1 protein-coding gene is annotated in these 874 nt (G+C 74.9%); it reads left to right on the top strand.

Translation table 11 applies throughout. The features are described 5' to 3' along the window. Positions 1-775: glycosyltransferase family 2 protein (locus I59_RS11945; RefSeq protein ID WP_022904064.1), on the top strand; the 775-nt coding region annotated here is incomplete at its 5' end. Positions 776-874 lie beyond the last annotated feature (99 nt).

Raw genomic sequence — 874 nt, 5'->3', positions numbered from 1 at the left:
CGGTCGGTCCGCCGAGCTCGCCACGACGCTCGCCGGGCTCGCGGCCCAGGTGGACGTCGACCTGCGGCTCGTGCTGAGCGACCAGTCGGTGGACGGGGACGCCGCCGCCCGGCCGGCGGTCGCCGCGATGGTACGCGTCCTGGAGGCGCAGGGCCGGCCCGTCACGCTCCTCACGCACCCGGGTCGGCTGGGACTCGCGGAGCACCGGCAGTTCCTGCTCGACCACGCCACCGCACCCGCGGTGCTGTTCCTCGACGACGACGTCTGGCTCGAGCCGGGAACGGTCCGCCGGATGCTCGACGCCCTGCGCTCGCTCGACTGCGGGTTCGTGGGGTCGGCCGTGCAGGGGCTGTCGTACCTAGCCGACCGACGTCCGGCCGAGACAGCGGTGTTCGAGCCGTGGGCGGACGGTGTCGAACCGGAGGTCGTGCGTCGCGGGACCCCGGCCCACGACCGGTGGTCGCTCCACAACGCCGCGAACCTGGCGCACGTCGCCTCCGACCTCGGTGTGGAGCAGGGCGGCTGGGTGCCCTACCGGGTCGCCTGGGTCGGCGCCTGCGTGCTCTACGGCCGGGAGCGACTCGACTCGGCGGGCGCGTTCCGCTTCTGGCCCGAGCTCCCACCGCAGCACGCCGGCGAGGACGTCGTCGCCCAGTGGCGGGTCATGGAACGCTTCGGCGGCGCGGGCATCGTCCCGTCGGGCGCGGTGCACCTCGAGTCGCCGACCACGGTGACGGACCGCCGGGTCGACGCGCCGGACGTCGTGTTCCACTGAGCCGGGCGTGTCGGCCCGCTGCTCGAGGGGCGGGATGGGGTGGTCAGCCGCCGATCTCGACGTGCTGCCCGGCGTCGTCGAGCTCGAGCTGCACCACCG

The organism is Curtobacterium sp. B8, assembly GCF_000333315.1.
Lineage (GTDB): Bacteria > Actinomycetota > Actinomycetes > Actinomycetales > Microbacteriaceae > Curtobacterium > Curtobacterium luteum.
Note: the sequence above shows the minus strand (reverse complement) of the source record. Positions and strands in the feature narration are given on the sequence as shown.